The organism is Brevundimonas sp. SS2672 (genome assembly GCF_059579685.1).
The window spans coordinates 1,345,468-1,371,151 of record NZ_CM184201.1 but is presented as its reverse complement, the minus strand read 5'-3'; the positions used below and the strand labels follow the sequence as shown (position 1 = coordinate 1,371,151).

Here is a 25,684-nt window from a genome sequence, read left to right as displayed (position 1 = left end):
TCTGGACATAGTCCATATTCGGTCAGATATCAACCAACCAGCTTCGGCTCGCCCGCACGGTTCTCGGCGACGAACAACCGGAGGCGCTTAAGCGTATGGTCAGCGAGACTCACGGTCGTTACCGTGCCGCAGGCGAGGATAGAGGACGACACAGATATGCGGACCTTCGGACTGACGATGATCGCAATCGCTCTCGTCGGATGCACCGCCCCTTCGTCGCCGGACCAGGGCGTCGGCCCTGCCCCCGGACCGGCATCAGCCCGGGTTCCCGCCGGCGCGACCATCGGGGCGGACGGCTATGCGACGCTCCTGAGCGCCCCGCCCTCGCCTGCGCCGCCGCCGCGCTCCCGGCAGCCCATGCCTTCGGAGGACGACGAAAGCCTCCGCAATCCCGAAGAGGCGGCGATGCGCGACGCCCAGGCGCTCGACCGGCGTCTGAAGGCGGCCGAGCCGGGGAACTATATCGGCTACCGCGTCGTGCGCGATCCTTCGCCGCGTTTCGCCTTCCAGTTCCGGCGCGACGCCGCCGCGACCCTGGCGCGTCATACGCGCGATTCCCGCTTCGCTTCGCGCGAGGGCGGCGTCCCCACCGCCGAGCTGCAACCGATCTTCGATGAGTGGTTTCCGCGTCTCGCGGCCAAACGGCTCGTCGGCGGCGGCTCGGTGCTGGAGTTCGACGGCGTCGTCGCCTTCGACATGACCGTGGACGAAGCCGCCTTCCGCGAGATCGCCGCCGCCGAGGGCTGGACCTTGCCCGAGCGGCTGCGCCTGGACTTCGGGCCGCCGCCCAATCCGCGCGCGATCGATCCGGCGCTCGCCGCGCTGGTTCGCCTCGTCCCTCGCTCGGATCGTCTGCCGGGCGCCGTCAACCAGGCGGCGCTGTCGGGCCGGATCATCCTGCGCGACGGCTGCTTCCGCCTCGCCGATCATGGCGACGGCGGCGAGCCGCTGGTGCTGTTCGACAGGGACGCCGAGATCGGACTCGACGCCGACAACCGCATGACCGTCACGGACGGCGGACAGACGGTTCGGATCGGCGAGAAGGTCGTATGGGCCGGTCCGCGCGGCGCGAATGAAGCCGACGCCGGCGTAAAGGCGCTGCGGGCGCAATGCGGCGCGGGGCCGATCATTCCGATCGGCGCGCCGAGCAGCGCCGCCCATTTCCCGCCCCGATGACCGACATGCCGCACCACTGCGACCGCCAGGCAGACCTTATGAAGCAAGCCCTTCTCAACATCGACATCCAGTCCTCCAGCTCGGCGCGCGCGCGCCGCCTGCTGATCCTGTTCGCCTGCGCGGCGCTGACCGCTTGCGGGCAAACGCCGCCGGAGGCCGCCCCGCAGCCCCGCACCACAGACAGTGATGCCGCCGCGCCGGTCGATCGCGAGGCTCCCACCGCGACGGTCGCCACCCTGTCGGGCGAATGGCGCGTGGCCGCGATCGACGGCCGCTCTCTCGACGAGCCTGTGGGGATCGCCATCAGCGGCGACGAGGCCGCGGTCTGGTGGGAGCCGGCCTGCGCCGGCGTCGCGCGCCGCTATCGGATCAACGGCGGGTCGGTCTCCTTCTCGTCGATCGGATCGAACGGAGGCCGGAAGGAAGTTTGCGAGATCGCTCCACCCCCGCGCCTGGACGATGTCCTGCGCGCGCTCGATGAGGCCGATACGATCGCGCGCACGCCCAGCAACGGGGTCCGTATCTCGGGCACGCGCCACGACGTGACCCTGTTCTCGCAATAGTCGGTCAGGACGGCTCGCGCCGAAGCATTCCGGGTCCGGCGCCGGCGACGAGGCGTTCGCCCGTTCTGACGAGCCGCGCCACCCGTTTGCGCATGTGGTCGCCCGCCGCCCAATCCGCGGCGACGCGCCCCCCGCCGAACAGGGCGACAGCGATCTCGCGCTGGCTCGCGCCGGCTCGCCCGCCGTCCCAGGCCTGCAAGGCCATCGCCCACCGCCTCGCCCGCGGCTCGATACGAAAGAGGCCGGACGGCAGTCGGTTGAGGCGATGCAGGGCGACGAACTGGCCGAGCGCCTGAAGGCGGATGTCGATATCGGCGAAGCCGGCGAGATCATAGGTCAGCCGGACAGGTCCTTCGAGCAGGGTGCCTGCCCGCACCTCGAGGCGGATCGAATGCGTCCCGCCGCCGATGATGATCTGTTCGCGCCCGTCGCCAAGGCGTCGGATGACCGCACGACAGGGCAGACGATCAAGTCGAAAAGCGTCGGGGTCGGCGTCGGCCACAGGCGCTGCCCGGACGGGAAGAACCGCGGGGTGGAGGTCGGCGCGCCAGAAGACGAGCGGGGACCGCGCCCCGAGGAAATCGCCACCCCCAGACCTCCCGTTCATCCACGGCCGGGGTCTCGATGAGCCGGATCGCCGGGAAGCGCCTGAGGTGTCGGTTCGCCTTCACCGGCAGGATACGACCGGCGTCATCAGGTCGACGCCGGAGCGCTTCCCAAGCCCACCCGGCGAGGTCGAGCGCGACCATCCGGTCATAACCCTCTCGATCGCCCCATTCCGGGCGATAGCCATCGCTCCCCGCTTCGCGCATGCCCCCTCCTTGCGGCCGCCGCTTGAAAGTCAGTTGGGATGATCCCCCGCCGGTCGGCCGCGCGCGGCGCCGCTCAAATTCAGCACGACTCTCCTGTTGGCGAAGCCAAGGGGACCTCGTCTACGCCGTGGGCTGACGCAGCGCCGCGCCGGGCGATTTCCGCCGCGATATGGGGCGCCGCCCGTATACGGCGATGGTGATAGGTTCGCAGTGCTTCGCAGAACGCTTGGGGCGCGCCTTCATCCGCCAGGACTTTTATGCGATCCGCCTCGACATCGACGTCGATGAAGACGATCCGCTCGGCCTCCAGGACCTGCCGCAACTGCACACCGACACGCTGATAGGCGGCAAGAAGCACAGCATTTCCCGAGCGCCGCACGACATCCTCGAAGATCCTCTGGATATCCGGCGCCGCCGTGGCGTCCGTTCGCGAGCGCGGCCGATATCCTGGAAGGTCAGCAGTGAGATCGAGCGCCGCCAGCAGGCACGTCAGACGAAATTCGTAGCGATCGCGCAGGGCGCCTGCGTCAAAGCGCGGCGCAACGAACCCGCCGCACGGCCCTCGCTCGACCAGACCCTCTCCGCAAAGGCAGGAAAGCGCCTCACGGATCGGCGTCGTTGACAGACCCAACCGGCGCGCTTCGTCCGCGATCACGATTGGCTGCGCAGGCGGATAAACGCCCTTCAGCATGTTGGTCCGGATCACATCCAACGCCCTTAGGAAGGGATCCCGCTTCTTGGCCATGGCGCCCTCCAACCACAGAAGCGCCGCGATAACGCGCGGCGAAGCTTGTTCGCCAACACGTTGCAAGCTCGTTCGATGCGAACCCGCCGGACATCGTCGGCCTCACCGCCCGTTATCGACGGGTCGCCTTTTTTGGACCCGACGAAGAACGTCGTTACGGTGAGAGCCAGTGATCGTCAGCAAAAGGAAGGCAGCCATGGATTCCATGCGCAGGCAGCCCCAGCGCGACAACGACGTGCTGTCCCGAGCCCTCAAGCTGGTGCGTCGCCACCGCGGCATGACTGCCCGCGCCGTGGCAAAGGCGATGCACATGCCGCTTCGCACCTATGAGCGTTTCGAGGCGGGCGGGAGCCGGCTCAATATCGACTACATCCATCGCTTTGCGGCGGCCACGCGCAGCGATCCCCACGCCGTCATCATGGCGGTCGCCATCGGCTCGCCTGAGCTGGCCTGGCGCAGCGCCGACAACAAGCTGGTCACGGCCTTGACCATCGGCGGCAAGCGCCTCAACGGCCTTCTGGGCGATGGGATCGCGAAGCTGGACGGTCGCGCCGTCATTTTGGCCGTGTGCGCCATGTATGATGATCTGCTGGCGGAAAACGAGCGTCAGGAGATGGCGGCGCGTTGGCTCGAGAAGGGCGTCACAGAACTTACGCTCGCACGTCCCCAACCCGGGCGATGAAATATACGACAAATATAGTTTTGAGTACCGACGTCTAGGGCGCTTACTCTCTGGGCTACGTCTGTAGCGATCAACCAGGGAGTGACTGAAATGACCAAGCTCAAACTGCGCCTCGTCAGCTTCGGCAGCGCCAAGGCTCTGACGCGCGATGGACTGGGCATCCAGTTCATGGAAGGCGCCGTCCGAAACGGTCTCTACCCGACTGGCGGCTGACGACCCTGCGGGCGATCACGAAAGCGGTCGCCCGCAGCGTCTCCGCTCTATGGAGGCCGCAGAAGACATGCCCACATTATGGCTCCAGCGGAATGTCCACACTGCGCAGATCGCAACGGATATCGTGGTTCTCGACGTTGAGGCTGATCGGTACAGTTGCCTGCTCGGCGCAGCGTTGTACGTCCGCCTCGGCCAAAACGGTCGCCTAGAGGCGGCGAATGAGGATGTCGCAGGAGCGCTGGAGGCTGCGGGATTTGCGACAAGAAGCCCGCTTTCGACTTCACACATGCCTCCGACGCCGGCCAACCGGGAATTGTCGATGGTATCGAATACGTCCAGGATCGAGACTGTTCGCGCCAGCCTCGCCTTCCTCGCAGCGAAGTGGATATTCAAGGGCAAGACCCTAGGCGAACTTATTCGATTTCATGACACCGTCAGGCGGCGAAGCGATCCCATCGCCGAACCTCGGCTAAGCGAGTTTGTCAGCGCAGCCCGCCGGGCGCGCCCATGGACGCCGTTCGAGGGAGAGTGCCTTCAGAGGTCGTTCCAGCTCCGCTGCTATCTCGCGTCGCACGGCGTGGCGGTAGACTGGATCTTCGGCGTGCGCACTTGGCCGTTCTGCGCGCACTGCTGGCTCCAGTTCGACGACATCGTCGTCGGCGATCGGCTTGATCGTGTGGCGCGATATACGCCGATCCTGAAGGCCTGAGCATGGGCGACTACGTGCTCGTTTGTAGACCGCACGATGAGGGGGCGATGCTCGAACGCTCGGCCGGCCTCGCCGCAAAAGCTCGGCAACAGGGTTACGCTGTCCAAGACCTGAATGCGCACGCGTGGTTCGGGGTGCGCGGCCCAAACCCGCCCAAGAGGATGCAGGTCGGAGGGTGGACCTTGATCGGCGACGTCATCAACAGACGTTCGCCTCATATTCCTTCCTGCTCGGACAGTGATCAATGGAACTACGAACGCAAACTGGTCGCCCGTTTCTGGGGCCGGTTCGTGGGCGTGCTGTTCGGACGCAAGGACCAACCTACTGCTTTTCTCAGGGACCCGTCCGGTGCGATGGAATGCGTGGTCTGGCAGGACAGGGGCCTGACCATCGCCTGCTCATCGGCCGAAGCTTGGCTTCTACCTCCTGTCGGCGTGTGGCGCATCGATCATGATCGCGTTTCTGACGCCCTTTATGATCTCATCGCCCCCACCGGGCCGTTGATGCTCGACGGGCCTATCGCGTTGCAACCTGGCTCCATTCAGCCTCTTCCACTGCCGCAACGCGCTGAGTTGATATGGCGTCCGCGCGACTTCGCACAGATAAGTCTGGGGGCTGCGCCACGAACCCAAGAGGCCATGGCGCGCCTCGAAGGGGCGATCGATGAAGCCATTACGGGTCTCGCTGACCTGGGCGGTCCTTTAGCAGCCGAAGTCTCCGGCGGGCTCGATTCCGCTCTTGTGGCCGCCACGCTGACGCGCCGACGTCCCGGAGCGACCGCGCTCTGGATTAACACCTTCGGCCAGACCACGGAGTCCGATGAGCGCCGCTATGTCCGCGCGCTTGCTCGGACGTTGGATTTCGAGCCGCATTGCCAGCCTCACGTCGCCAAGCCCATGACGGCTGATTGGATCGAGGCGATTTCAGGCGGCTTCCGTCCAGGGCTGAATGGCATGGACTATCCTCAGGACCTCGCCTGGGCGAAGCAGATCGAAGCCCATGGAGCGAGCGCCGTCATGAGCGGCAAGGGTGGAGACAGCATTCTCCTTCAGGCCGCGACGACCGACATCTTCATCGATCTGTGGCGTCAGAGGAGATGGCGAGCGTTCGCATCGGAGGATGTTCTGGAACTGGCCGCCGCTAATGAAGCGTCCATATGGACGCTATGGCGCGAAGCTCTTCGATATCGAGGCGGCCTCACTCAGCCGCTGCGGCGCGCACACCCAATCCTCACGCCTCGCGAAAACGACGCCGGGTTGCACCCGTGGCTCGAGGGACTGGAGGCCTTTGGGCCCTCCAAATGCTTCCAGATCGCCGGCGTGGCCGACAGCGTCTCGCACCACGGTCCCAGCGCGCTCACCCGCGCCGTGGACGTCCGGCATCCGCTTTGCGCACAGCCGGTCATAGAGACATGCTTAGCCCTGCCCGCCTGGGTTTTGACCGTGGGCGGACGGGATCGTGGACTGGCGCGGCGGGTCTTTGCGGATCGACTTCCCACTGAGATTCTAGAGCGTCGGTCAAAGGGCGAGATGACGCGAGTGTACGGCCAGATGATCGTGGAGAACCTTGCTTTCATCCGATCCTGGCTGATGGACGGCCGACTAGCCGCCCTCGGCCTGATCGACCGTGAGGCCGCGGGCGGCGAACTGACGCCCGAGGTCTTGATCTGGCGGGGTCAGTACGCAGCCTTGTTCACGATGGTGACGATCGAAGGTTGGGTTCGGTCCTGGGAAGGGAGACTGGGGCGGACGGCGTGACCGTCTTAGTCCCTCGCAGGACCCGCTCCAACCAGCCGAAGATCTGTCCGTAGTAGTCCCTGATATTCGCCGGGCTCCACAGTAGGTGCTGTTCTCCCCAATAGGTCACCATGCGCGCCTCGCCCCCGGTGCGTAGAATGGCGCTGAACATTCGCTCGGCCTGCGTCGCCGGCGTGAAGTCCATGTCAGCCGTGAGGAACAGGACGGGCGCCCTGATCCGATCGGCCCTGAGAAACGGGCTGGAAGCGGCGTAGTCATCGGGTTTGACCCAAGGCGGCGCGCCAAGCGCCGCTTGAGTCGTCTCTGTCCACCCCTGATTGAGACGGAAGAGTCCGCCGTCTTCGGGCATGATTCTGGCGCCGGGATCGAACTCCCCCCAGACGCCTTGCATGTCGCTGTAGGACGAGGAGGCGATGTAGCCGCGGAACCGTTCGGACCGGGTAGCGATCTCCAGCGTGGCGTAACCGCCGAAGCTATGCCCCCAAAGAACCAGTCTATCCCGAGGCAGCTGCGGCTCCGCTTTCAGAGCCGCGTCAATGGCGAGGTCTACCCCCTTCTCAAAGGCCTCGCCTCGCCCCGCCGCTGGCTGGTCTGCGGGAAGGAAGGGGCTCAGATAGGCGTACCCTGCCGCGACGAAGACAGCAGGCCGCGTACTGTAGGTCATGGTCCACGGGTCCGCCCAGACGAGATTGTCCGCCCACCCCGGGTAAACCTTGACGATCACGCCCTTGATGTCTGCGCCGTCCGGCAAGAACAACCAGCTTGTCACGGGACGCCCGTGGATATCGAGATGGGAGACGGCCTTCGGGGTCGGCAGGTCGATGCCGGCGAGGCCTGCATTAACGACGTCGAGCTGACGGCTTCCAAGGCCAGTTTGGACAATCAGGTTCTCGGCGAGACCGACGCGTCGCAAGACCACAGCCCTGTCTCGCGACAGCGCGAGCACGCGGTCTTCGCCGATCGGACCGAACGGGGCGGACAGCACCCTTCCATCGGCCGAGATGACGACGCCTTCGTCGTTCTCGTCCAAACCGACCGACCACGGCCTCCTGGGCGGCTCATTTATCTTTTGCCGACGCGGCCGATAAATATCGCCGGCTTGCACCGCCTCACGCACAACCGCGTCGCCGACCGCAAGCGGTCGCACGCCTTGCGCCGTCATTTCCCAATAGCCGCCGTCAGCGAAAACATAGGCGGCGGTTCCGGTCGAAGCGGAAATCCGACCGGGCGGAACGCGGAGCTCGGCCGTCAGAATGGCTGGCGCCCCATCTGACGAAAGCCGGTGCCAGTCTCGTCGCTCGCTGTCGGGCGTCCGCGCTTGAATCACGGGCGAGCTCCCAATCCATTCCGCCTTAACGCCCGCCGTCACCTCTGCGGAGGTTCCCACGACGAGATTCGCCAGGTTGAAGCGGGTCGTCTTCTGCGCGCTCAAGGACCAGAGCGCTCCGTCCCGCCATCGCTCTCCGTCCTGGCGCGCCCAAACCAGCACGGCGCGAGCGTCAGGCGACCAACGCATCAGATGCGGCGCCACATCCAAGCCGGCGAAACTCGTAACATTGCGCTGTGCGTCGAGGTCGATGATCGACAGCCTGAGCCTGCTTTCATTCTCCAGCTGGACGAGTTCCGGCTCCGACAAGGGCACGGCGTCCCCCTTCCATGTCACAGCGACAGACGTCCCGTCCGGCGCCACCGCGAAATCCGCAACCCTGCCCTGCATGAGGGTTTTCCGCTCACCGGTCAGGGCGTTGAGGCGAACAAGCACATTTTGCGGAGACGGCGTCTCGGGAGACAGGACGCCATGGCGCGCCTCGATCACGGTGCGTGCGGGCTCCCGGCCCCGGGCCGTGGTCGCCCAGGCGCTCGAACGCCTGGCGGTCATATCCCGATCATAACGGAGACTGGCGGGAAGCCGCCCGTCCTCCGAGGCGAGCAGGACGAGCGTGTCATGAGCCGCCCATTCGGCGAAGGCCCCATTTGGGGGCATATCGGGGGTCAGGCCGGTCCATCGCACGGCCCGGTCCCGCAACGTCACGATTCCGTACTCGAACCGGTCCCCTTGCAGACGTGTGATCAGCAAGCGCTCGCCGTCCGGCGACCACGCCACCCGCTGCAGGCCCAGGCCCTCCTTAGGAAGCAGTCTCGTGGGCGGCGCATCGGAACGGAGATCGACCAGCCAAAGGTCCATGATGGTCCAGACCGACCGACCCCCGAATTCGACGCTCGGCAGACTGTCGTAGGCCCCCCGCTTTTCATAGACCAACCAACGGCCGTCGGGCGAAAGGTCCGCGCGCTCAATCGACTCGAGACCGAGAATGTCGTCCACCGTCAGCGAAGGGGGCGGCCCGTCGTCTGGGCGAAACTGGCCGAGGCCAGGCAGGCGAGCACCGCCAAGACTGCAACGAGCGAGTTCAGGAAGGTTCTCATGGCGCGTCACCAGCGCCGGATCAGTTGCAGCGAAACGACGCGGCCAAGCGGATTGGCCTGCCCGGCGTCGAACCCGTACCCCGAGGGAGCGTCATAGAAGGGCGGATCCTGATCGAAGAGGTTCTGAGCCGTCAGTTGGAGCCTCAGACCGCCAAGCCGGCGTCCGGTCGGGGACCAGGCGATCGAGGCGTCTGCGGTGTTCCATGCGTCGATCCGCGAGCCGACCGAGTCGCGATAGGAGTCCACAAAGTTCCATGCGCCCCCGACCTGCCATTCCCCGCGCGACCACGTCAGGCCCGTCCTGGCGCGCAGATCCGCCGGGTAGCCCAAGCGGCCGGCCAAACGCTGGACGGGCGCGGCGGGCGTTGACCGGCTCGCGTAGTCCAGGATCCAGGACACCGAGGCGTCGAAGGCCAATTCACCCTGAGCGAAGCGCCACGCATGCCGCCCGGCGATATCCACGCCCGACACGCGGACGTCACCCGTATTGACCCAACGCGTATCGACGATCGCACCGTAGGCGGTCGTCGGAAATGCCGCTGAGAATCCAGGCGATGCAGCGTAGCTTTCGACCAGCGCCAGGTCAGCTGGCACAGAGGTCGGGTTCACGAAGACGACAAACGGTCGAAGCGAGGGATCGATCAGAGCGCCATCGAAATTGGCGTTCACAGGCTGGGCGATCCGATCCTCAAAGCGCGTCTCGAACACGTTGACGCTCAGGTTCGATCCGGTGGCGAAGCGATAATCGAACCCCGCCGTGAGGGTCTGCGACGTCTCCGGCTTCAGATTGCGATTACCGCCGATGAGCAGCAGAACCAGCGCCTCAGAGCCGTCTTCCCGGTCAAGGAAGGCGGGCGACACCGCCGCTTCCTCAAAAATCTGCTGCAGAGCGCCCGCCCGAAAAGACGTCCCCCATGAAGCCCGGAGGGTCAGGCGTTCGAGCGGAGACCAGACGACGCCCAGCTTCGGATTCGTCGTGGTTCCTAAATCATCGTAGTCCTCGACCCTCGCCGCCACGGACACGTCAAGGCTTTGGACGCCAGGTCGTGCGTTGTCCGGACCGACAAGCGGCAATCGCGCCTCGGCGAAAAGCGCTGAGACGGATCGCTCTCGCGTGGGGCTCGGAAAAAGGCGCGGCGTCACTCCGACGAGGAAGGTCTCGCCGCGATTGTCGAACACCTCCTGCCTGACCTGGGCGCCGACCGCTACGGACATCTGACCGCCAGGCAGGTTGAACCAATCACCCTGGATCAGGACGTTGGCCGAGCGGGCCTCGCTTTCGTTGTTCACCCGGCCGTAGCCGCCGCTGATGAAGTCGAGCACCGCGCGATTGTTGGCCGCTCCGGCGCCGAAAGGATTGAAATAGCCGTCGACGGCCGGATTGAATCGGGTTTCGGGATTGTCAGGGACATTCCCGAGCGCTTCGGCCAGGAAGGTGTTGTTCACCCGATTGGTGAAACCGTATTCGGCGATCTCCGTCGCCTTCGCCAGATAGGTCTCCAGAGCCCAGTTGTCGGATAGCTCGTAACGAAGGCCCACTGTCAGCCCAAGGCTTTCCGACTGGGCGTAGCTCCGCGCCGGACCGAGATCTCGCGCGAACGAATAGCCGATCATGTGGGAGGTCGCGCCGACAGGCGACACGAACCAAGGATTGGTCGTCGAGACCGAAAACACCGATGTCGTCGCCGAAGAGGCGATCTCATTGTCCCGGCGACTGTAGCGGAGGTCCGCCGTGAGTTCGAGGCGGTCGCCAAACGCCTGACGCACCCGCCCGTAAACGCTATGGCGCTCCACCGCAGGAAGCAGGTCCACGTCCAGCATGGGGGATTGAAGGTTCGGCTGTCCGGGCGCGAAATCGGCGGCGACCTGCGCGGTCCCGCTGGCGTTGGGTCGAATGCCGAAGCGGGTCACATAGGCTGAGACCGCCGGGTCGAACTCCACGATATTGCCCGGACTGCTGTAGAATGTGCGACGATCCGATCCTCCGAACGGCCGCAGGTCGCCGTCCGCCGTATACGGGCGGTCCAGAGCGCTGAGGCCGTTGGCCGTCTGATACTCATAGGAGAGGTAGGCTGAGCCTGACGCCCAGCTCTTGCCGAAAAGGTGGGACGCCTGCACGTCCTCGCCGCCGCTCCGTGCGGAAGCGATGCGAAGCCGGCTTTCCTGTCCGTCGAACGAGCGACGCATCAGAACATTGACGACGCCGGCCACCGCGTCCGCCCCATACAGAGCCGACGCCCCATCGAGAAGGATATCGACCCGTTCCACCGCCGCGGACGGCAGCGCCGAAATGTCCGCGAATCCCGCGCGGGCGCCTGTACCGGCCAAGCGTCGGCCATTGACGAGCACGAGCGTCGACGCCGCGCCCAGGCCGCGCAGATTGACGCCCGTGGAGAATACATTGTTCGACGTACTGGCGTCGGACATCGTCGCCTGCGAGAGCGGCGTCGACGTGCCGTAGTTCTGCGGGAGAGCCGCAAGGGTTTCCGCCACCGTTCCATATCCCCGCCGATCGAGTTCGTCGCGGGTCAGGATCGTGACCGGCGAAGCGGGATCGCCCGAAGACCGCAGCAGGGTGCCCGTCACCACCACCTCGTCCAGGACGGTGACTTCGTCGTTTGTCGTTCGAGCCGTCCTCTGCACCACGAAGACGCCGGGTCGGCTCTGAGACCAGGTCAGGCCGCTGTCACGCAGCAGGCGGCTCAGAGCCGCCTCGGGTTCCATCCGTCCGTTGACGCCGGGCGAGCGCCGGCCCGCGACAACGTCCGATGCAAAGAATATCTGCTGGCCGGACTGGGCGCCGAAGGCCGTCAGAGCGTCGCGCATCGGTCCTGCGGGGATGTTGAAATCGCGCGCGGACTGGGCGCAGGCGGGCGTCCCGGCGGAGAAGAGGCAGGCGACCACGGCGGCGCCGGATAGCAGACTCGAACGGCTCATAGACAGGTTTCCTCCAACGCCCCCTCTGGCGTCGAAGAAAGAGACCAACGAGACCCCGGCCTACCCCGGAGCCGAAACCCAATTAATTTCCGCGGCGGACCAATCCGACGGATCCGTCCGCCTTGGGAACGGACTTCAGGCCCAAGCCATCCGAGGCGGCGGAGACGAAGGCGTCGCGGTCTCCGACCAGGAAGACGCCGTTGATCGACACGGTCCGGATGCCCGGATCGTCGATCTCGATCTTGTCTGTCAGATAGCGGTTCATCTCGGAGACGGCCTGCTCCAACGGGATGTCGGAGAAGATAAGGCGTCCAGAGGTCCAGCTTGTCTCGGCGGCGACATCCACCGCCCTAGTTGAGATCGCTCTGCCCGAGACCCTGGTCTGCTGGCCCGCCGCCATGCGGCGCTCGCCGGTCGCCATCTCCGGCGCCGCGACGTCGATCACCCCCGAGACGAGGGTGACGCTGACCGCCTCCCCTGCCCTGCGGACGTCGAACACCGTGCCCACGGCGGTGACGCGCGCATCCCCCGCATAGACGACGAAGGGCCGCTCGGGCGCCGGCGCCACGTCGAAGAGCGCCTGGCCATGATCGAGATCGATCCGCCGCTCCCCATTCGTGAACCGCACCCGGATGCGGGAATCGGTGTCCAGATTGACCTTGGAGCCGTCGGCGAGCCGGATCACGCGCTGCTCGCCGACATCGGTCGCAAACGCGCCCCGTCCGCTCCACAGCCACGCTCCTGCGATGAGGAGCAAGGCGGTCGCGCCCGCCAGCCCCCCGATCAGGACGGACCGTCTGCCCAAGCCGCTGCGGCGGGCGCGATGACGCGCGCCGTCGAGCGCCTCCGCGATCGCCGGATCGGAGCCCAAGCCCTGGCTCTCGCGCCAGACGCGATCGACGCGACGATAGGCGTCGGCATTGCCGGGTTTCGACCGCCATTCGAGAAACTCCTCGATGGCACCGGAGTCGATGGAGGTCGCGCCGAAGCGGGCATGCCACGCGACCGCTTCCTCTTCCGCCTTCTCAACCCTGTTCGGGTTGGTCATGTCGCGCCTCATTCTAGCGCCGGAGTTGGGCGGCGCAGTGGGCCAGGGCCCGGGTCATGCGCCATTCGACGGTCTTGGGAGATATGCCCAGCCTATCCGCGATCTGGGCGTTTGTCAGACCATCGATACGCGACAGTAAAAAGACATCCCGAAGAGATTCTGGCAAGCCGAGCACGATCTGAATGAGCATGACTCGGTCGGTCTGGTCGGCGTCGATGCAGTCGCGGAGCGCCGCCCCGGCCTCCGCCCTCAACGCCAGTTCGCGCCGCCGCCGCCGCGTCGACGCCAGGTTTGTCGCTATCCGCAGCAGGAAGGCTTTCGGGTGACGGATGTCCGAAAACGAGACCGCCGAAGCTAGGCGCAGCCAGGTTTCCTGAGCCAGATCCTCAATGTCCTGATCGCCGAAGCGGCGCTTGAGCGATCGGGCCAGCCACCGCTCGTTCTCGCGATAGAGAATGGACAGTTCGGCGCCGCCTTCGCCTTCCATCCGTCTGCTTTGATCCGACACGGGCCCGCCTCCTTTCGCAAAGAGGCGGGCCCGGCCGAAGCACCGGGTGTTGAGAACATGCTCAAACACATGCGCTGACGTCTTTAGCTCCCGAGGAAGCCTGGACATGCACGCCGGCCACCCGTCGCCACGGAGCGCGAGGTGGTGATTTCAGGATCTGCTCAAGCGAGGTTCTCACGCCTCGGCGTCAAATCAGACGCAGCCCAAGCCTGATTCATCCGTGTTCACTTGGCAAGGCGCATTATGCGGCGGGCCGCGCCTGCGCCGTTGACGCCGCGTTGCCGCGCCCAGGCCTGCAGAGGATCAACCCTCTCTCAACACGGTCCGGGCAGGTTGTCTTGATGCGTGATTCCCGTCCTCGCCGTGGTCGCCGACCTACCCGCCTCCTTCGTGCAGACCGTCGGCGCCGTCCTAACCTGAGGTTCGCGGCGCTCGTTGCGGGCGCTGCAGCGGCGGCGTTTGCGGCGGCCTTCTCGTGGCCGCTCGACGACGAACTGAGCCGCCTCGTCCCCACGCTCGAGAAGATGCTGAGCCATCGAGAAGCCTCGGCTCCCGCTGACCGCTTCCTATGCGACGTCGCCTATGTGAACGACGGCGACACCCTGCGCTGCAAGGACGGAACGCGCGTTCGCCTTCACGCCGTCGCCGCAAGGGAGGCCGACGAAACCTGTTCGCCGGGCCACCCCTGCCCCGCCGCGTCGGCGGCTTCGGCGACCGCCGAGCTGCGGCGCCTGGCCGCCGACCGGACGATCAGCTGCGAGCCAATCGGCCAGAGCTACAACCGCGTCACCGCCATCTGCTGGACCCCGACGCAGGTCGAGATCAACTGCGCCATGATCCGCAGCGGCACGACTGTGGTGTGGGCGAAATTCGACCGCCAGCGTCCGCTGTGCCGCGCCTGACGTCAGCGCCGCATCGCCTTCTCGTGCACCCAGCCCTCGTTCATCAGAACCACGGCCGCCTTGCCTTCAAGCGTTTCGGCGTTGTCGCGAGCCAGCTGCGGGAATGCCTCCTGCATCGGCTTCGACTTCGCCCATTCCGGCATGTTCTTGAGCTGCCAGGTGTAGTCGACCTGTGAGACCGTCATCCCCATCATTTCGCCCGGCTCGGTGAAGCGGACGATCTCCTTCACCGCAGGTTCGCCGTAACAGAAGGACGGGGCGGCCATCAGGCGCGAGTTGCCTTTTTCGCTGAACGCCTTCTCGCCTTCGGGCGTCAGCGTGTATGCGACGACCGCCACCTTGGGTTGGGGACCGGGAAAGTAGCCGCTTTGTGTGATCTCGGCAGGCTCGCCCTTCATTAAGCCAGCCGCCGCCAAGGCTTCAAAGGGCGCCGCCGCCTTCTTCTGGATCTCCAGCCGCAAAGGATGATCGCTGACGGCCTCCTCCACATAGAGGGGGAAGACGCCCGCGTCGGCGAGGCGATCCGCAGCGCGCACGCTGCCGGACGGCAATGCGAGACAGGGCGGGTTCTTGCTGATCCAGTCGTTGATGGCCGTCTCGAAATTCTTCTTGTCGGCGGCCTTGGGGTTTGAACACCCGGCGACGAGGGCGGCGACAGCGGCAAGAACGATGACGGATCTCATGACAGCTTTCCCTTCAACGCCCTGAGGGCGATCACTCGCGACGCCGCCTACAGGCAGACAACGCCCCAAAGCAAAGCTTATAGTCCAACGCCGCCGGGATTCCGACCTTTCCCGACCGGCATGATGCCGCCGCAGCTCGTCAACCGTCGCTGATCGCTGCCTCCCACCAGGTGAGTTGCCTCTTCTTCTGACTTAAACCCGTCATTGGGGACGTCTGCTTTGGGAGCTAGGCCTGAGGTTCGAATTATCTTGCGACCAAAAGTTTGCTGGAAATCCGACCCAGATTTCCAGCAAGTCTTCCGGAGACCCAATTGTCCTAAAGCGGTTGCCCGGAACGCCAGGCAGCGCGTCCGCCTGATCTGAGCGAGATGGTAACGGCAAGCGCTGCCAAGCACGGCCACGTTGAGGCTCGCATGTTTGATATTTGCAAACTGCCCGCCTTTGAAGGCTTATCCCGCGGCCCGGTAGCTCTTCAGAGCGACAAGGTTCTCAAGTTCATCTGAGAAGCGGCGGATGAGCTCCACTGTCGTGTTAGCTATCTCCGGCACTTCGTCGGCTGAAACCAGTGTTTCCTCCCCATGCGCAATGGAATTCCGCCGTTTGAGCAGAAGGATGTCGACGAACGTTTCGTGTTCTTTGAAAGGCTCCGGTGAGATGCCGCACACTAAGCATATGTCGGCGAAAACCTCGAAGTTTAGGTTTGCGCGCGTTTGAATCAGATCGTCGTTGGCTCTCCCAAAACGCCGCGTCTCGCTATCCAGAATGTCATCTATCAGCTTGCAGCGATCGGCCATGTTCATATTGTTTTGGGCTATGCTGGCGAGCCGGGGGATGAAGTAGTTGCGTCGGTGCTGGCGATCGAGCTCGGCATAAGTGAGTTTCTTAAGAGCCAGATGCTCCATCAGCTTCCGGGCAGCAAAGCGCACGCCACCTTCCCAATGGGCATAAGCGAGCGCGATCAGCGCGCGTACGAGCGGCTGCTTGAGTTGGTCGTCAGCGCGTTCGATCGATGAGACAAGATCGCTTATCTCACGTAGGCGCCACGTCCGATCCGCGGTGAGTTGCTCGCTTAACTCAGCTTCGGTGCGTGCCTTACTCAAGGCCGGAACCAGTTGTCGCCCAGCGGCACAGTCTCCTGGATGCGGCTGGTTCCCCGCAAGCCTGGCGACATTAGGGTAGCAACGACTGGTTGCTGCCAGAAGCCGGCGATCCGCTGCACGACGAATCCCGCCGGGTCAGCCAGACGCTGGATCGCATCGAAGTTTTTGGAGATGCCAACCGCAATGCTTTCCAAGGCGACGAGCCCCACGCGGCCACTATGCTGGCCGTCCTCAAGCCGTCGGAGAGCATTCTCTCCCGCAACAGCATCTAGAAGGTTGAACGTCTGAGTTATAGCGTCGGTAGCTTTCGCAATATCACCCTCCTTGCCGAGAGTAATCATTCCCTCATCGATGTATTCCTCGACGTCGAGTTTTCCATCGTAGGGAATGAACCGATGCACGAGGAAGCGAACGGCGAGCGCAATATGGCGTTGTTTTTCCATCGCCCCATCTTTAATTCCTAGCACGCGCCGGAATAGTGGACTTTCAGCGACCTGTTTGATTGCTCGGAAGTAGCCCGGGTTCACCATCAGCATGATGCAATTTCGCAGTTCTTGAGCGTTCGCAACGGTGCCGCCAGCGTTGAGGCGCTGAAACAAGTCGTACTTCGTTTCCTCGTCGCTTGGACGTTTGAGAATCTCGACCCCAATGCGCGACCGTCGGATGGCAAGCTGGTGAGCTTTGGTCAAAGGGACCTGCTGTGCGACGGGCACATTGATCCTGTCAGACTGATCCCAAACCGTGTTGGCCAGCGAGGGAAGGTATTTTGTCGCGTCTAATATCGACGGCGGCTTCTGACCTTCTGCACTTTTTAGAAGTCCCATGAACTCGAGAATGGTCGAGGTGCGCTGCAATCCATCGATCAACTCCCAACGACCGTCGGGCCTCTCGAACACAAAAATCGACGGAATCGGAATTCCGAGCAAAAGCGATTCGATCAGCTTCGATTTTTGACTGCTCTCCCATCGAAACAGTCGTTGAAACTCCGGGTCGATAACGATGTCGCCCTCGGTGTACATGCTGACCACCTCGCCCACTGACATCTGATATGCATCAGTCCTGACCTGACGCTGTGCCTTACTGATTTCGGCGTCGAGCATTCGATCTCCTGACAATTTTGAGGGTCGGCTTGCGTGCCACACGTTCCGCGGGAAGTTCGAGCTTAGCCAAATCGCTCAAGGTCCGACTAGGGTCGATCTACGAAATAGACGTTCGGCCCGAAAACGGACCGTGGACTTCTTCGCAGAATGGCGGGTTTATAGCGTGACGCCGGTAGCCGCTTGTGGCGCATTTCATACCCCGACCTTAGGTCGAAGTAGTCCGTTCGGCGGCGTCGGCCAGCTTTGCGATCCGCTCTTCACCTGCTTCCACGATGAGACCTCGAAGACGTTCAGCGCCGGCCAGCAAAAGCTGCAGGTCTTCGACATCAAGATCGTATTGGTCTGAATAGCGCGCTTCGACGTAAGCCCGCTTTAGCAGTTCAAAGCGGCGGCGGTCGGCGCGCTGCTCTCTTGGCCATGCAGCAGCCAGGCGCTTGTCAGTGTCTTCCGCGAGGGAGCGAAGGAACTTGATGTTGTGCGAGCGCGGAAAATAGAAGGTGTGGGTTAGGAGAAAGCACGCATAGGCGGTCTCTGTCGCCTGATGCAGCAGAAACGCGGCCCGTTTGCGAACGTGCTGCCCTTCCCCGCCCATCGCCACATGCCGCCGAGCATCTTCGATCCAAAGATCCAAATCCTTGATCCGCGCGTCGAAGTATCTTTGAGCGGCATCTCGCGCCTCAACCGCCGTCATCGGCTGCGGCTGGGCGAACGGATGTCCCGGCAACTCGTACAGCACCACGCCGTCGCGCAGAATGTCAGTCCAGAAATACTCGCCCCGGGTCAGGGCCTGGTTCACCTCGGCCATGGTGTGGACGATGATGTTGACCGTCCGCCCCACGGCGGGATCGCGCAGGATCTTGTCCTCGGCCACGTACCAGTAGTCGGCGATGTCGGTCAGTTTCTCATGGCTGACGATCACCAGCAGATCGAAATCGGACAGATAGCCGTTGTCGGGTTCATCGACCCAGTCGTTGCGGGCGTAGGATCCGAACAGGATGATCTTCAGCACCCGCCCGTCGCGCCGCCAGGACTGGGTGCCCCCTCCCCGCTTTTGATCGCCGCGTCGAACTCGGTCAGCAGGGTCGTGCGGACGCGCTCCAGTTCGCGCTGCTGCTTGGCCGGAAGGTGATCCAGATCAGCGCGCATGGAGCCGCCCGCCGTGCGCCCGCAGAGTCCCCAAATCCATCGTCATGCCTGCCGCCTTCGTTCGCATCCTCACCCCAAATCACTTCCGCAAAAGCCTACCCCGCCTGTTCGCCAAGCGCCACAATGAGGGGTGGTGTCCGCCGGACAGTTGAGAACACGAGAGCTCGTGCGCCGTCGCCTTTAGCTTACGCCTGGACATAGCAACGGCCAGCCGGGGGACGCGGCAACTGTCGCCGGTCGAGCCGCGTGTGGCAAGCCGATTGGGGAGGCGCCAGGTGCGCGGCGCGTTCCGACGGCGAGCCGGACTTGACCTCCGGGCTGGCGCGGACCGTCATGGGGGGGCTCACGCCATAGCGAAGCCTCCTGTAACCTGTGTACGCGCCATGGCACACGGCTTGGGGGCACGACGCGAACGGCCACATCATGAGTCCGCCTAGTCTGGCCATGCTGGATGTCCTGGCGACATCAGGGCGAGCCATGGACATTAAGGACATATAGGATGTCATCGCCGGCCGCGGCCTGGAGGTATCCTTGTCGGCCTAGGGCCCGCAATGAAGCGCCCGGGATCGGTCTGACAACGGCCACTGGGGTCAGGTCCGCGCCATGAGCAGTCATTCACTGTCGGCCGCAAAGGCGACATTCGGCACCCCTAACCAAGCGCGACTACCGCTGGCGTTAGCCTTGCGGTTCGGTCTATTCGAGGCGCATGGCTAAGAAATCCTTGGAAACGCTTCTTGCCCGCGCGCGAGCGCACACCATGACCGCACGGCAGCGCCGCGAGCAGGGTATGAGCCTTGTTGTAGGAAATACTGCGGTCGAAGGCCTGCCGCTTCATCGTGGCACTGTCACTATGGTTGTGACCCGCGTCCCGGAGCCCCAGCGCGGAACGGTCGCCACCACTATCGGCCATGAGCCCCCGAGCGTACCTTTCGATGTTAGCGGTGCAGTGCGCCAATTCAATCTGGTTCAGACCTTGGTCGAACGTCACCTAGCTGGCGAAACCGTCCGGATCACGGGGGATCTTATTAAATCCCTGCACGCCGCTGCAGGCGACGGGGCCAGCCGTCACTTCGGCACCTTTCGACAGCTTCCCGTCGAAATGCGAGGTAGCCCGCATCAGCCGCCGCCACCTGCCGACCTTGACCAAGCTGTCGCGGCATTCTGTGACCAGCTTGCAGACCGTTGGCACACGGACGACGCTTTTGCTCTCAGCGCCTATGCACTCTGGCGGCTGAACTGGATTCACCCCTTCCTCGACGGCAATGGCCGAACCGCCCGAGCCTTGAGCTATCTCATTCTCAACCTCAAGCTAGGCATGCTCCTTCCAGGATCACCGACCCTGCTAGAGCAGTTGAAGGAACGGCGCGACGATTACTTCGACGCTTTGACAGCCGCAGATGTAAGCCTCGATGAAAGCGGTGCCGTGGACTTGGTGCCTCTGCAAAGCCTGCTCACCCTCTTGCTTGAACGACAGCTTCTCAGCCTGCCAGCCCTGTCGGGACGTGAGGAGAACCGGCTCGCCGCGATCGTCAAACGACGCATCGGACAACTAGATTCAGCAACGCGCGAGGCTCTGTTCGGGGCCACTACGGTCGATCACCGCGCGTGGTCTGTTGGCGATTACTTGCTAGTCCATGTCGGCCCGCTCGAGGCGCTTGATCGTGCGGAAGCGCTCTTTTCAATTACGCACCAGCCCTTTCCGGGCCTCCTTGCGCTTCCCTACGAACGCGCGCAGCTGTCGATCAGCGCGAAACAACGCGGCGCGATCGTGAGGCCGAGGACGTTCGAGGTAGCCGACACCGGAGGCTTATGGCTCGAGCCGAACGCTGCGATCACCCTTGAGCGGCCCGCTGTGGTACTGCGGCGGCCGGACGCGCCTTCGTTCGACTGGCGTCTGGACGGCGCGCTCTACGTGCTCAGGCGCGGCGATGAAATTACTGATCTCTGGACGCATGAGGTGTTCGACCTGTTGGTCGCGCGTCACATCGACGGGGCGCGCTGACCGTGGCCCTGACGCCCGGGGAGTTCGCCGTTTTCGAAGCGTTAGTGAAGGAGCCGACAGTTAGACGCGAGCTCGAGTGCCGCCCCTACCTGGTCCACGCCGAGCATCTGCTGATCGAGAAAACACTACGCAGCACTGTTCAGCACTATGAGGTACGTAGCTACGCGGGCGACGCCGATCTTATCCTCGCCGCCGACGTCCTCACCGATACAGGTCAGAGCAAGCGGGTGGCCTTCCTCTGGGAGTTGAAGGCCCCACAATGTCCATTGTTTGAGTACGACGACAACAAGCATCGCTGTCGCCCCTCTGCTGACCTAATCAAGGCCGAAAACCAACTGCTACACTACGTTGACGAAGCCGTTGCCAACGAGAACACCCGTGCTCGGCTGGGCGTGGCACATCGAGAGGACATACGTCCGGGCGGCATCATTATCGGCACACAAATATCCATGCTCCGCAATCTAAGACGCCCCCGCGACGTTGAAATGGCGGCTACGGCGCTGCGAGTGCGCCAAGAGCGACTTTACCACGCTCAGGGCATTCGAATCCTACTCTGGGATCGTGTTCTTGATGCGGTCCGCCCGGTGCCCGACATCTAAGAGAGTCCGGATGAGACGAAGTCGAAGCAGGTGTTCGCAGGCCAGCAGCAACAGACCCAGCCGGTTATGCGGCGACGCTATTGCGCCAGGAGCAGTCATTGGCTTCTCGACGGACAGCTGACATTCCATCCTTGCTTAGCGTTCCCGGCTTGGTTGACGACACCATTAATTCCATTATTTTGGAATCATGGAATCCGAAGCCGCCATCCTCGCTCTTGCCGCCCTAGCCCAACCGACACGCCTTGAGGCCTTCCGTCTGCTGGTGCGGCACGAACCCGAAGGCCTACCCGCCGGCGAGATCGCGGATGCCCTGGCGGTGCCCGCCAACACCATGTCGGCGCACCTCGGGGTTCTGTCCCGCGCCGGCCTGGTCAATTCGGAGCGCCACAGCCGGTCGATCATCTACCGGGCGGACCTGGATCGCCTCCAGGCGCTGGTCCTGTTCCTGCTGAAGGACTGCTGCCAGGGCCGCGCCGAACTGTGCGAGCCGCTACTGGCCGAACTCTCGCTCTGCCGCGCATGAGGACACCATGGACGTCGTCATCTATCACAACCCTGCCTGCGGCACGTCGCGCAACGCCCTGGCCCTGATCCGACACGTCGGGATCGAGCCGCAAGTCATCGAGTATCTGAAGACGCCGCCCAACCGCGCCATGATCCAGGCGCTGGTCGAACGGATGGGCGTCCCCCTGCGCGGCCTTCTGCGCGAGAAGGGCACCCCCTTCACCGAACTGGTCCTCGGAGACCCTGATTTGACCGATGACCAGATTCTGGACGCCATCGAAGCACACCCGATTCTGCTGAACCGTCCGATCGTGGTCGCGCCGCTAGGCGTGAAGCTATGTCGCCCGTCCGAAGCGGTCCTCGACCTTCTGCCTTCAGAAGGACTCAAGCCCTTCACCAAGGAGGACGGCGAAGTCGTCATCGACGCCGGGGGCCGGAGGGTCCGCTGATGGTCAATGCCGTGATTGCTGAACAACCAAGGCGCCACCTGTCCTTCCTCGATCGCTGGCTGACATTGTGGATTTTCGCCGCAATGGCGCTGGGCGTGCTGCTGGGCACAGTCGCGCCCGGGCTTCCCGCCTGGATCGACGGCCTGTCGGTCGGGACGACCAACATCCCCATAGCCATCGGCCTGATCCTGATGATGTATCCGCCGCTAGCGCGGGTGACGTACGAGGAACTTCCCCGCGTCTTCGCCGACAAGCGCGTGCTGCTTCTGTCCCTGTTCCAGAACTGGGTGTTGGGGCCGGTGCTGATGTTCGCGCTGGCGGTGATCTTCCTGCGCGACCAGCCGGAACACATGACCGGCGTCATCCTGATCGGACTAGCCCGCTGCATCGCCATGGTGCTGGTCTGGAACCAGTTGGCGCGCGGCGACAACCAATATGTGGCGGGCCTGGTCGCCTTCAACTCGATCTTCCAGATCGCCTTCTTCAGCCTCTACGCCTGGCTGTTCCTGACCGTACTGCCGCCCCTGTTCGGGCTGGAGGGCAGCGTGGTTGACGTCAGCGTCTGGACCATCGCAAGCGCCGTCCTGGTCTATCTGGGCCTGCCCTTTCTCGGCGGTTTCCTGACCCGGCGCGCGCTGGTCACGCGCAAGGGGAACGACTGGTACGAGGCGCGCTTCCTGCCGCGCATCGCGCCGATCACCCTGATCGCCCTGCTGTTCACCATCGTCGCCATGTTCAGCCTGAAGGGCGGCGAGGTCGTCGCCCTGCCGCTGGACGCCCTGCGCATCGCCATTCCGCTGACGATCTACTTCCTGGTCATGTTCGTGGTCAGCTTCCTGATGGGACGGCTGATCGAGGCGGACTATCCGCGCACCACGGCCCTGGCCTTCACCGCTGCCTCCAACAACTTCGAACTGGCGATCGCCGTCGCCATCGCGGCGTTCGGATTGGCCTCGCCGGTAGCCTTCGCCGCCGTCATCGGTCCGCTGGTCGAGGTCCCTGTGCTGATCCTGCTGGTGTCGGTCGCCCTGTGGCTGGGCCGCCGCTGCTTCCCCGCGACCGCCCCGATGAAGGGCGCCTGCTGATGGCCTTCAACGCCGTGGAGTTGCCCGAGCCCACTCCCGACCTCATCGCCGCGCTGGAGGCCGCCGGGCTGCCGACGGACGATCTCCACGAGCCCGGTCGGCGCTTCTACCGCTTCGGGGACGATGCCGGACTGATCGGCTACGGCGGGCTGGAGCAGGTCGGGCCCGACGTCTTGATCCGCTCCATCGTCGTCCCTGACAGCCGTCGCGGCGGCGGTCACGGCGGGGCGATCCTGTGCTGGCTCGAAGCCGAAGCCGCCGGACAAGGGGCCGACGGTCTCTATCTGCTCACGACCTCGGCCGCCGCCTTCTTCCAGCGACACGGCTATTCGGTCGCCCTTCGGTCAGCCGCGCCGCCCTCAGTCGCCGCCTCCCGGCAGTTCAGCGGCCTGTGCCCGGCCTCGGCGGCCTTCATGTTCAAGGAACTGCGCGCCCGATGACCCGCCTTCGCGACCTGCCTGATCCCGACCACCTGCCCGCGCTCGACCCAGCTTATCTGTCCAGCCGCCCCGCGCTCGGCCTCGGCCCGCACGATCATCCGCCCCGCATCCTGCTGCTCTACGGCTCACTGCGCGACCGCTCCTATTCCCGGCTATGCGTCGAGGAGGCCGCTCGCCTGCTGCGCTTCATGGGCTGCGAAACGCGCATCTTCGATCCGTCCGACCTGCCGCTGACCGATCAGGTCGACTACGACGATCATCCCGCCGTCCACGAACTGCGCGAGCATGCCCTGTGGTCGGAGGGCATGGTCTGGAGCAGCCCCGAACGCCACGGCCAGATTTCGGGGATCATGAAGCTTCAGATCGATCACCTGCCGCTGAGCATGGGCGGTATGCGCCCGACTCAGGGCCGCACCCTTGCCGTCATGCAGGTCTCCGGCGGCTCGCAGAGTTTCAACGCGGTCAACACCCTGCGCCTGCTCGGCCGCTGGATGCGGATGATCACCATCCCCAACCAGTCCAGCGTCGCCAAGGCCTTCCTGGAGTTCGACGACGACGGCCGCATGAAGCCGTCCAGCTACTACGATCGCATCGTCGATGTGATGGAGGAACTGGTGCGCTTCACCGTCTTGACGCGGTGGCACGCAGGTCAGTTGGTGGATCGCTATTCCGAGCGAAAGGCGTCGGGCGTGCCGATCGATGCGGCCAATGACCTGTCAGCGATCGCGATCAGGTCTGCGTAGCATCAGACTGGATTGCTGGAGAATGGCCACGGAAATCAGCGGCGAATCCAAAGCAGCCCACAGACGCCTGAGCGCGCCCCTGACCGGCTCGCCGGCAGAGGTCTTCGCGGTCTTCCTCAAACTCGGCCTCACGTCGTTCGGCGGCCCCGTCGCGCACCTCGGCTATTTCCGGAACGAGTTGGTCGCTCGACGCCGTTGGATCGATGAAGCCGGATACGCCGACCTGGTCGCCATGTGCCAATTCCTGCCAGGGCCGGCCTCCAGCCAAGTGGGCTACGCCTTGGGCTTGTGGCGCGCCGGCCCATTGGGTGGCGTTGCGGCATGGTGCGCCTTCACGCTGCCGTCCGCCGCGCTTCTGGTCTTGTTCGCCATGGGCGCAGCCTCGCTCCACGGGCCAGTTGGAATGGGCCTGCTTCATGGACTGAAGCTGGTGGCCGTGGCTGTGGTCGCTCAGGCGGTCTGGGGGATGGCCCGCACCCTGACCCCTGATTGGCAAAGAGCAGTCATCGGCCTAGCCGCTGTTGTAATCCTGATGTTGCTCGGCGGAGCGACAGGCCAGATCGTCGCTATCGTCCTCGGCGGTCTGGCGGGGCTGCGCCTTTGCCGCACGACGACCGCCGCGCCAGGGGCGACTGCAAGCTTCCCGATTTCACGGCGCGCCGGCGCAGGGGCCCTGGTCCTGTTCCTTCTGCTTCTGGCGGGCCTACCGCTCGCCTCCATGGCGACAGGGTTCCACGGCGTCGCCTTGCTGGACGTCTTCTATCGAGCCGGCGCCTTCGTTTTCGGAGGCGGTCACGTCGTTCTGCCCCTGCTCGAAGAAGGCGTGGTGCAGCCCGGCTGGATCGATTCCAATGGCTTTCTTGCGGGCTATGGCGCAGCCCAAGCCGTCCCGGGGCCGCTTTTCACCTTCGCCGCCTATCTGGGCGCCGTGATGGAGCCTTCTCCGAATGGACTCGCTGGGGCCGCCCTTTGTCTCGTGGCGATCTTCGCGCCGGGATTGCTGCTGGTGACAGGCGTGCTGCCGTTCTGGAGCCTGCTGCGCGCCCGACCGGCGGCCCAGGCGGCGATGCGCGGTGCGAACGCGGCGGTCGTCGGCATTCTCGCTTTCGCCCTCTATACCCCAGTAGGAACCAGCGCGATCCTGAGTCCGATCGACTTCCTCGTGGCGCTGGCCGGCTTCGTTCTGTTGACGGTGTGGAAGTGCACACCATGGATAGTCGTTGCCCTGACCGCCGCAAGCGGGGTCGCCTTCGCACTGATCTGAGCCGAGCCCGCGCCCGTCGCGATGTATCCAGGACTCCTGCATGGTGAACAAGGCAGACCTTGCACTCCGAGTGCTCGTAGCGGCATGGATGCC

General features: G+C 64.4%; 26 protein-coding genes. 15 read left to right on the top strand and 11 right to left on the bottom strand.

What is annotated here, in order from left to right:
* Positions 1 to 405 precede the first annotated feature (405 nt).
* Both AC52GN_RS06955 and AC52GN_RS06950 read left to right on the top strand, forming a co-directional pair.
* Positions 406 to 1,176: a hypothetical protein gene (locus AC52GN_RS06955; protein ID WP_496528607.1), complete on the top strand. Its 771-nt coding sequence runs from the start codon at positions 406 to 408 to the stop codon at positions 1,174 to 1,176.
* On the top strand, positions 1,173 to 1,739 hold the full coding sequence (locus tag AC52GN_RS06950) for a hypothetical protein (protein WP_496528606.1): 567 nt from the start codon (positions 1,173 to 1,175) through the stop codon (positions 1,737 to 1,739). Before AC52GN_RS06955 ends, AC52GN_RS06950 begins: the two co-directional genes overlap by 4 nt.
* A gap of 4 nt (positions 1,740 to 1,743) precedes the next feature.
* On the opposite strand, the gene AC52GN_RS06945 is transcribed toward AC52GN_RS06950, so the two are convergent.
* Positions 1,744 to 2,241, bottom strand: a complete 498-nt coding sequence (locus AC52GN_RS06945) for a DUF2285 domain-containing protein (protein ID WP_496528605.1) — start codon at positions 2,239 to 2,241, stop codon at positions 1,744 to 1,746.
* 389 nt (positions 2,242 to 2,630) lie between these two features.
* The gene (locus AC52GN_RS06940) at positions 2,631 to 3,296 is read right to left on the bottom strand and encodes a GntR family transcriptional regulator (RefSeq protein ID WP_496528604.1); all 666 of its coding nucleotides are present in this window, start codon (positions 3,294 to 3,296) and stop codon (positions 2,631 to 2,633) included.
* A gap of 196 nt (positions 3,297 to 3,492) precedes the next feature.
* On the opposite strand from AC52GN_RS06940, the gene AC52GN_RS06935 reads away from it, so the two are divergent.
* From AC52GN_RS06935 to AC52GN_RS06920, 4 genes are all read left to right on the top strand, one after another.
* Positions 3,493 to 3,978 (top strand): helix-turn-helix domain-containing protein, encoded by a 486-nt coding sequence (locus AC52GN_RS06935; RefSeq protein WP_496528603.1) that lies wholly within the window; start codon positions 3,493 to 3,495, stop codon positions 3,976 to 3,978.
* A 90-nt stretch (positions 3,979 to 4,068) separates the two neighbouring features.
* Positions 4,069 to 4,191: a hypothetical protein gene (locus AC52GN_RS06930; RefSeq protein ID WP_262923268.1), complete on the top strand. Its 123-nt coding sequence runs from the start codon at positions 4,069 to 4,071 to the stop codon at positions 4,189 to 4,191.
* Between the two features lie 67 nt (positions 4,192 to 4,258).
* On the top strand, positions 4,259 to 4,900 hold the full coding sequence (locus AC52GN_RS06925) for a lasso peptide biosynthesis B2 protein (protein WP_496528602.1): 642 nt from the start codon (positions 4,259 to 4,261) through the stop codon (positions 4,898 to 4,900).
* 2 nt (positions 4,901 to 4,902) lie between these two features.
* Complete coding sequence (locus tag AC52GN_RS06920; protein WP_496528601.1) at positions 4,903 to 6,657, top strand: asparagine synthase-related protein; 1,755 nt, start codon at positions 4,903 to 4,905, stop codon at positions 6,655 to 6,657.
* Here the strand turns inward: AC52GN_RS06920 and AC52GN_RS06915 are convergent.
* From AC52GN_RS06915 to AC52GN_RS06900, 4 genes are all read right to left on the bottom strand, one after another.
* Positions 6,593 to 9,091: a S9 family peptidase gene (locus AC52GN_RS06915; protein ID WP_496528600.1), complete on the bottom strand. Its 2,499-nt coding sequence runs from the start codon at positions 9,089 to 9,091 to the stop codon at positions 6,593 to 6,595. The genes AC52GN_RS06920 and AC52GN_RS06915 overlap by 65 nt on opposite strands.
* On the bottom strand, positions 9,088 to 12,018 hold the full coding sequence (locus AC52GN_RS06910) for a TonB-dependent receptor domain-containing protein (protein ID WP_496528599.1): 2,931 nt from the start codon (positions 12,016 to 12,018) through the stop codon (positions 9,088 to 9,090). The genes AC52GN_RS06915 and AC52GN_RS06910 overlap by 4 nt, the downstream gene beginning before the upstream one ends.
* A gap of 82 nt (positions 12,019 to 12,100) precedes the next feature.
* The gene (locus AC52GN_RS06905; RefSeq protein WP_496528598.1) at positions 12,101 to 13,066 is read right to left on the bottom strand and encodes a FecR family protein; all 966 of its coding nucleotides are present in this window, start codon (positions 13,064 to 13,066) and stop codon (positions 12,101 to 12,103) included.
* A gap of 13 nt (positions 13,067 to 13,079) precedes the next feature.
* Positions 13,080 to 13,574: an RNA polymerase sigma factor gene (locus tag AC52GN_RS06900; protein WP_496528597.1), complete on the bottom strand. Its 495-nt coding sequence runs from the start codon at positions 13,572 to 13,574 to the stop codon at positions 13,080 to 13,082.
* Positions 13,575 to 14,098: 524 nt separating this feature from the next.
* Here AC52GN_RS06900 and AC52GN_RS06895 point away from each other — a divergent pair.
* Entirely contained in the window at positions 14,099 to 14,476 is a 378-nt protein-coding gene (locus AC52GN_RS06895; RefSeq protein WP_496528596.1) for a thermonuclease family protein, read from the top strand.
* A 2-nt stretch (positions 14,477 to 14,478) separates the two neighbouring features.
* On the opposite strand, the gene AC52GN_RS06890 is transcribed toward AC52GN_RS06895, so the two are convergent.
* The 5 genes from AC52GN_RS06890 to AC52GN_RS06870 form a co-directional block, all read right to left on the bottom strand.
* Positions 14,479 to 15,159 carry a hypothetical protein gene (locus AC52GN_RS06890; protein WP_496528595.1) on the bottom strand — a complete coding sequence of 227 codons (681 nt, stop codon included), beginning with the start codon at positions 15,157 to 15,159 and terminating at the stop codon, positions 14,479 to 14,481.
* A 449-nt stretch (positions 15,160 to 15,608) separates the two neighbouring features.
* Positions 15,609 to 16,259 (bottom strand): MAE_28990/MAE_18760 family HEPN-like nuclease, encoded by a 651-nt coding sequence (locus AC52GN_RS06885; RefSeq protein ID WP_496528594.1) that lies wholly within the window; start codon positions 16,257 to 16,259, stop codon positions 15,609 to 15,611.
* Positions 16,256 to 17,359, bottom strand: coding sequence for a GmrSD restriction endonuclease domain-containing protein (locus AC52GN_RS06880; protein WP_496528593.1), 1,104 nt, complete (start codon positions 17,357 to 17,359; stop codon positions 16,256 to 16,258). Before AC52GN_RS06880 ends, AC52GN_RS06885 begins: the two co-directional genes overlap by 4 nt.
* A 205-nt stretch (positions 17,360 to 17,564) precedes the next feature.
* Positions 17,565 to 18,368, bottom strand: a complete 804-nt coding sequence (locus AC52GN_RS06875) for a nucleotidyltransferase and HEPN domain-containing protein (RefSeq protein ID WP_496528592.1) — start codon at positions 18,366 to 18,368, stop codon at positions 17,565 to 17,567.
* A complete protein-coding gene (locus tag AC52GN_RS06870) occupies positions 18,362 to 18,505 on the bottom strand; it encodes a hypothetical protein (protein WP_496528591.1) in 144 nt (47 codons plus the stop codon). Before AC52GN_RS06870 ends, AC52GN_RS06875 begins: the two co-directional genes overlap by 7 nt.
* Positions 18,506 to 19,211: 706 nt before the next feature.
* On the opposite strand from AC52GN_RS06870, the gene AC52GN_RS06865 reads away from it, so the two are divergent.
* The 8 genes from AC52GN_RS06865 (at position 19,212) to chrA (ending at position 25,591) form a co-directional block, all read left to right on the top strand.
* Positions 19,212 to 20,507, top strand: coding sequence for a Fic family protein (locus AC52GN_RS06865; protein WP_496528590.1), 1,296 nt, complete (start codon positions 19,212 to 19,214; stop codon positions 20,505 to 20,507).
* Positions 20,508 to 20,509: 2 nt separating this feature from the next.
* On the top strand, positions 20,510 to 21,106 hold the full coding sequence (locus AC52GN_RS06860) for a Shedu anti-phage system protein SduA domain-containing protein (RefSeq protein WP_496528589.1): 597 nt from the start codon (positions 20,510 to 20,512) through the stop codon (positions 21,104 to 21,106).
* Between the two features lie 187 nt (positions 21,107 to 21,293).
* Positions 21,294 to 21,629 carry an ArsR/SmtB family transcription factor gene (locus AC52GN_RS06855; protein ID WP_003163806.1) on the top strand — a complete coding sequence of 112 codons (336 nt, stop codon included), beginning with the start codon at positions 21,294 to 21,296 and terminating at the stop codon, positions 21,627 to 21,629.
* A 7-nt stretch (positions 21,630 to 21,636) separates the two neighbouring features.
* The gene (gene arsC / locus AC52GN_RS06850; RefSeq protein ID WP_003163807.1) at positions 21,637 to 22,059 is read left to right on the top strand and encodes an arsenate reductase (glutaredoxin); all 423 of its coding nucleotides are present in this window, start codon (positions 21,637 to 21,639) and stop codon (positions 22,057 to 22,059) included.
* Positions 22,059 to 23,144: an ACR3 family arsenite efflux transporter gene (gene arsB, locus AC52GN_RS06845; RefSeq protein ID WP_496528588.1), complete on the top strand. Its 1,086-nt coding sequence runs from the start codon at positions 22,059 to 22,061 to the stop codon at positions 23,142 to 23,144. Before arsC ends, arsB begins: the two co-directional genes overlap by 1 nt.
* Positions 23,144 to 23,584: an arsenic resistance N-acetyltransferase ArsN2 gene (gene arsN2, locus AC52GN_RS06840; RefSeq protein WP_003163809.1), complete on the top strand. Its 441-nt coding sequence runs from the start codon at positions 23,144 to 23,146 to the stop codon at positions 23,582 to 23,584. Before arsB ends, arsN2 begins: the two co-directional genes overlap by 1 nt.
* Complete coding sequence (gene arsH, locus AC52GN_RS06835) at positions 23,581 to 24,327, top strand: arsenical resistance protein ArsH (protein WP_003163810.1); 747 nt, start codon at positions 23,581 to 23,583, stop codon at positions 24,325 to 24,327. Before arsN2 ends, arsH begins: the two co-directional genes overlap by 4 nt.
* Positions 24,328 to 24,349: 22 nt before the next feature.
* Positions 24,350 to 25,591: a chromate efflux transporter gene (gene chrA, locus AC52GN_RS06830; RefSeq protein ID WP_003163811.1), complete on the top strand. Its 1,242-nt coding sequence runs from the start codon at positions 24,350 to 24,352 to the stop codon at positions 25,589 to 25,591.
* The last annotated feature ends 93 nt before the right edge of the window (positions 25,592 to 25,684 follow it).

Bases quoted from the DNA above. Each gene is read 5' to 3' on its own strand.
- AC52GN_RS06925 (WP_496528602.1), top strand. From the start codon at position 4,259: ATGCCCACATTATGGCTCCAGCGGAATGTCCACACTGCGCAGATCGCA.
- AC52GN_RS06935 (WP_496528603.1), top strand. From the start codon at position 3,493: ATGGATTCCATGCGCAGGCAGCCCCAGCGCGACAACGACGTGCTGTCC.
- arsN2 (WP_003163809.1), top strand. From the start codon at position 23,144: ATGGCCTTCAACGCCGTGGAGTTGCCCGAGCCCACTCCCGACCTCATC.
- AC52GN_RS06920 (WP_496528601.1), top strand. From the start codon at position 4,903: ATGGGCGACTACGTGCTCGTTTGTAGACCGCACGATGAGGGGGCGATG.
- arsB (WP_496528588.1), top strand. From the start codon at position 22,059: ATGGTCAATGCCGTGATTGCTGAACAACCAAGGCGCCACCTGTCCTTC.
- AC52GN_RS06940 (WP_496528604.1), bottom strand. From the start codon at position 3,296: ATGGCCAAGAAGCGGGATCCCTTCCTAAGGGCGTTGGATGTGATCCGG.
- AC52GN_RS06865 (WP_496528590.1), top strand. From the start codon at position 19,212: ATGGCTAAGAAATCCTTGGAAACGCTTCTTGCCCGCGCGCGAGCGCAC.
- AC52GN_RS06870 (WP_496528591.1), bottom strand. From the start codon at position 18,505: ATGCGCGCTGATCTGGATCACCTTCCGGCCAAGCAGCAGCGCGAACTG.
- arsH (WP_003163810.1), top strand. From the start codon at position 23,581: ATGACCCGCCTTCGCGACCTGCCTGATCCCGACCACCTGCCCGCGCTC.
- AC52GN_RS06955 (WP_496528607.1), top strand. From the start codon at position 406: ATGCGCGACGCCCAGGCGCTCGACCGGCGTCTGAAGGCGGCCGAGCCG.
- AC52GN_RS06930 (WP_262923268.1), top strand. From the start codon at position 4,069: ATGACCAAGCTCAAACTGCGCCTCGTCAGCTTCGGCAGCGCCAAGGCT.
- AC52GN_RS06950 (WP_496528606.1), top strand. From the start codon at position 1,173: ATGACCGACATGCCGCACCACTGCGACCGCCAGGCAGACCTTATGAAG.
- AC52GN_RS06880 (WP_496528593.1), bottom strand. From the start codon at position 17,359: ATGCTCGACGCCGAAATCAGTAAGGCACAGCGTCAGGTCAGGACTGAT.
- AC52GN_RS06855 (WP_003163806.1), top strand. From the start codon at position 21,294: ATGGAATCCGAAGCCGCCATCCTCGCTCTTGCCGCCCTAGCCCAACCG.
- AC52GN_RS06895 (WP_496528596.1), top strand. From the start codon at position 14,099: ATGCTGAGCCATCGAGAAGCCTCGGCTCCCGCTGACCGCTTCCTATGC.
- arsC (WP_003163807.1), top strand. From the start codon at position 21,637: ATGGACGTCGTCATCTATCACAACCCTGCCTGCGGCACGTCGCGCAAC.
- chrA (WP_003163811.1), top strand. From the start codon at position 24,350: ATGGCCACGGAAATCAGCGGCGAATCCAAAGCAGCCCACAGACGCCTG.
- AC52GN_RS06910 (WP_496528599.1), bottom strand. From the start codon at position 12,018: ATGAGCCGTTCGAGTCTGCTATCCGGCGCCGCCGTGGTCGCCTGCCTC.
- AC52GN_RS06890 (WP_496528595.1), bottom strand. From the start codon at position 15,159: ATGAGATCCGTCATCGTTCTTGCCGCTGTCGCCGCCCTCGTCGCCGGG.
- AC52GN_RS06905 (WP_496528598.1), bottom strand. From the start codon at position 13,066: ATGACCAACCCGAACAGGGTTGAGAAGGCGGAAGAGGAAGCGGTCGCG.